At 72.6% G+C, this 4,497-nt stretch carries 4 protein-coding genes; all 4 read left to right on the plus strand.

The window, feature by feature from the left end:
* A partial coding sequence (locus DBR36_RS06835; protein ID WP_108318155.1) for a beta-ketoacyl-[acyl-carrier-protein] synthase family protein occupies positions 1-992 on the plus strand: 992 nt, incomplete at its 5' end.
* Positions 989-1,651 (plus strand): GNAT family N-acetyltransferase, encoded by a 663-nt coding sequence (locus tag DBR36_RS06840; RefSeq protein WP_108318156.1) that lies wholly within the window; start codon positions 989-991, stop codon positions 1,649-1,651. The genes DBR36_RS06835 and DBR36_RS06840, both read left to right, overlap by 4 nt.
* On the plus strand, positions 1,648-4,218 hold the full coding sequence (gene lanKC / locus DBR36_RS06845; protein ID WP_108318157.1) for a class III lanthionine synthetase LanKC: 2,571 nt from the start codon (positions 1,648-1,650) through the stop codon (positions 4,216-4,218). Before DBR36_RS06840 ends, lanKC begins: the two co-directional genes overlap by 4 nt.
* Positions 4,215-4,497, plus strand: a 283-nt coding sequence (locus DBR36_RS06850; RefSeq protein ID WP_219927623.1) for a hypothetical protein, incomplete at its 3' end; no start/stop codon positions are given. The genes lanKC and DBR36_RS06850, both read left to right, overlap by 4 nt.

The following is a 4,497-nucleotide window of genomic DNA, read 5'->3' on the forward strand; positions in this document are numbered from 1 at the left end:
GCGTCTGCGTCGGCACGTCGGCGGGTCCGCTCGCGACCAACGCCGAATCAGGCGTCGTCCTCGCCCAGAGCGGCCCGCGAGAGCTGCGCCGACGCCTTCCCTACCTCGCGGCGAGCGGTTCGATCGGCGGCGCGGCCGCCGAGATCGCGAGCGCCTTCGACGCCGAGGGCCCGTCGCTGACCGTGTCCACCGAATGCGCGAGCGGTGCCCACGCCATCGGTGTCGCCACGGCCATGCTGCGCGCGGGCGTGGCCGACGTGATGATCTGCGGCGGCTCCGACGCGACAGTGACGCGGCTGTCGATGGCCACGATGTCGGTCGTCGGAGCACTCTCCGAGGAGAACGACGACCCGGCGGGCGCGTGCCGTCCGTTCGACGTCGATCGTGGGGGATTCGTACTCGGGGAGGGCAGCGCCATGCTCGTTCTCGAGACGCGGGCGCACGCGCGACGGCGGGGCGCTCGACCGATCGCCGAGGTCGCCGGCTTCGGATCGGCGACCGACACCTTTCACGCGACCGCCCCCGACCCCGACGGACGCGGCGCGGCGGCGGCCATGCGCGCGGCCCTCGCCGACGCCGACCTCGATCCGGCGATGATCGAGCTCCTCAACGCCCACGCGACCGGCACCCGGCTGAACGACCCGGTGGAACTTCGCGCCGTTCGGGAGGTGTTCGCCGAGGACGCCCCGTCGGTCCCGATCTACGGGATCAAGCCCCTCACCGGTCACATGGTCGCCGCGGCCGGCGCTGTCGAGATCGTCGCCCTGATCCTCTCGCTGCGGGAACGCGTGGTTCCGGCCACCGCCAACTGCGTCCGACCGATCGACGACGGCCTGGACATCATCCGAGGTGCGAACAGGGAGATCGCCGCCCGCCGGGGCATGTCGACGTCGTTCGGGTTCGGCGGTCAGTGCGCGGCGCTCGTCGTCGCGCTCCCCGACACGGCGGAGCAGGCCCCGTGGCGCCACGACGGCGGGAGGACGTCACGATGAGAGAGCTCAAGGTCCACCTTCGCGCCGCCGGGGCGGCGGATGCCGCGACGATCGCCGCGCTGAGCGATCGATCCCGCGCGGGTTCTCGCGCCGGCATCCGCGATGCGTCCGCTGTCGACGTCGATGCCATCGCCGCCACGATCGCCGACCGTTCCGTGCACTACTTCCTCGTGTCCACGAGAGCGGGGCAGGACATCGGCTTCGCGGAGTGGCGGTGGGTCGGCCAGCGCGCCGCCCGCAACGTCTCCCTCGGCGTCATCATCAGCGACGCCTCCCAGTGGATGCAGGGTTTCGGTGCCGAAGCGATCGACGCGACGATCGAGGAGATCTTCTACACCCACGACGCGCATCGGGTCGAGTTCGTGACGGCCTCGTCGAACGCCCCGATGATCGCGATGCTCGCCCGCCGCGGAGGGCCCGTGCTCGACGGCATCCTGCGGGAGTACTACTACGTCGACGGGCAACGCGAAGACGCCCTGCTGTGGAGCATCCTGCGTCCCGAGTTCGACGACTTCAGCCTCGCCTTGCCCGATCGTGTCGCCCGTCGCGAGGACCGCGCGCAGCTGATTGAGAGATCGCGCCGCCGCATCGCGGAGTACATCGCGTCGCCCGGATCGACCGCGGTGGGGTTGATGGCCGGTGCGGAGCCGTCCTCGTGAGCGTCCTCCGCCAGGCGCGCGGCGCCAACCTCGACCTGTTCCTCCTCGCCGACCCGCTCCACTTCGACGACCCCCTCCGTCTGCCCACGGCGAGCCCGGATGCCACGAACCCCCGCGCGCGCGAGTACGAGATCGCTCTCCCCGAGGCGTGGGCGAGTGCGACCGGTCGAGAGTGGAGGACGGCGTTCCCCCCGTCGTGGGAAGGGCCCGCGCAGGGGTGGAAGATCCACGTGGCGGCGATTCCCGGGACGGCGCAGCGCGTGCTCGACGTCGCCGCCGCACACTGCGTCGCGCACGGGATCGCCTTCAAGTATCTACGGTCGGAGCTGGTGCTCCTCGTGTGCGGTGCGAAGTACGCCGCGCGTGGTTCCAGCGGGAAGTTCGTCACGATCTACCCGCGCGACGAGACGGAGTTGTTCGCCACCCTGGACGCCCTCGAGGACCGAATCGGCGGCCTGGACGGGCCCTCGATCCTCAGCGACATCCGGTGGCGGGAGGGGCCCCTGCACGTGCGGTACGGCGCGTTCGTCGAACGCTGGTGCGAGGACGAGGAGGGGCGTCGTGTCCACGCGATCGCTGCGCCCGACGGCACGTTGGTGCCCGATCGACGTCACCCGTATGTCGTCATCCCCGAGTGGGTCGAGGTCCCCGACCGTCTTCGGATCGCGGAGCAGGGCGCGGCCGAGCTCGCCGCCTGCGGGTACGTCTTCGAGGAAGCCCTGCATTTCTCGAACGCGGGCGGTGTCTACCGCGGCCGTCGCGTCTCCGACGGTCTCGCGGTCGTGCTGAAGGAGGCGCGCCCCCACGCGGGGCTCGACGGCTTCGCGACGGATGCGGTGACCCGTCTGGAGCGCGAGCGTCGAGCGCACGAGGCGCTCGCCGGTGTCGAGGGGGTGCCCGAGCTGATCGACCGGATGCACCTGGGCGGGCACGCGTTCCTGGTCTCGGCCCACGTGGATGCCGAGACCCTTCAGCGCTGGGTCGCGAAGCGGCATCCCGGCGTGCGTGCGGGCTTTCCCGGGGATCGGGTCGCCGTCGAATGCTACGCCCGCGACGCGTTGGAAATCCTGCGCCGGCTGACCGGGATCGTCGACGCGCTCCACGGGAGGGGATGGGTGCACGGCGACCTGCACCCCGCGAACGTGCTCGTCGATGCGGCGGGCCGACTCAGCGTCGTCGACTTCGAACTGGCCGCCCGCGCGGGCGCGCGCGTGCCGGTGGGATTGGGCTGTCCGGGGTTCGCCCGTCCCCGTCGTGATCGTGACGAACCCGTGGGGGAGCACGACGACCACTACGCCGTGGGCGCGCTCGCCCTGTGGCTCTTCCTGCCGATCGCGATCGTGCTCTCCGCCGACCCCACCCGCGCCCGGGAGCACGCCGCGTGGGCGCAGGAGCACTTCGCCCTTCCGCCCGAGTGGCGCGACCTCGTCGAGCGGGCGTACGGTCCGTTGTCGTCCCCCGCCGCTCTCGTGCGGGTGACACCGACCGCCCTCGTCCGCGCGATTCGGGCCTCGTGCACGCCCGATCGTTCCGATCGCCTCTTCCCCGGTGACGTCCTGCAGTACCTGGAGAACGGTCGGCAGTTCGCGGCCGGTGCGGCGGGCGTGCTGTGGAGTCTGCGCCGGATGGGCGAGCGGGTGCCGCAAACCTGGATCGACTGGCTGTCCCGCGCGGCGAGCGACGTCGGAGAAGCGGGTCTGCTCGACGGACGAACCGGCATCGCGGTGGCGCTCGCCGCGTGCGGCCGGGCGGACCGGGCGATCTCGCTGCTCGATTCCGCGGCCGAGGAGCTCTCGGCGTCGACCGATGCAACGCTGTACAGCGGCCGCGCGGGGATCGGCCTCGCGCTGCTCGATGCCGGCGGGGCCGGACGAGAGCGCGCCGTGCTCCTGGCCGAGGGGATCCTCGATGCCCGGGTGCCCGCCGCCGCGACGTCAACCGGCCAGGCGGCGGGACTGATCGACGGCTGGTCGGGTGTCGCGGTGTTCTTGGCCGCCCTTGCCGCGGCGACGGGCGACGAACGCCATCTCGACGACGCGCAGCGCTGCATCGAGCGCGACCTCCGCGCCTGCGCCGCGGGACCCGACGGCGCCCTGCTCGTCGAGGAGCGCGGCATCCTGTATCCCTACCTGGCTCACGGTTCGGCCGGGATCGCCGTGGCGGCGGCTCGGCTGGCGGCGGCGGGTCGCTGCGTCCTGAGTGAGGAGCAGCTGCGCGGTCTGGTCACGGCGTTGAGTCCGGCGATCGTCATCGAGCCCGGCGTGTTCGACGGCCGCGCGGGGATGATCCTCGCGCTGGACGAGCTCGATCGGGCGGGTCTCGCCGACACCCGAGCCCTCGTCCGCATGCACGTGCGCGCGTTCGACGCCTACGCGATCACCTACCGGGACGGGTTCGCGATGCTCGGCCGCGGGCTCTCGCGCGTGTCGATGGACTACGCGACGGGCACGGCCGGAGTCGCGGCGGTGCTGTCCTCGGTGCAGACGGGGCGCGGCGCCTTCCCCCTCCTCGATGCCGGGGCCCCGGTCATGGCACGACGAGGCACCGCGCCGAGGGCGAGGGAGTGAGCGTGGCGCTGTCGCTGTTCACCGTCTTCGTCCGGCCGCACCGCGGTCGGCTCCTCGTGATCGTCACCACCGCCCTCGTCGCGGTGGCGTGCGCGCTGGCGCAGCCGCTGGCGGCGCAGGCGCTGATCGAAGCGGTGGGCGCGAACGGCGCCGTCCTGCTCTGCCTCGCAACGCTCGTCGCGATCACCGTCCTCGAGGCGGTGGCCGCCGGCGTGCACACGGCGGTCCTCGAGCGGGCGGGGGCCCGAGCGGTCTTCGACGTGCGCCGGGGACTGGCCG

This window comes from Microbacterium sp. HMWF026, from assembly GCF_003061325.1.
Taxonomy (GTDB): Bacteria; Actinomycetota; Actinomycetes; order Actinomycetales; family Microbacteriaceae; genus Microbacterium; species Microbacterium testaceum_E.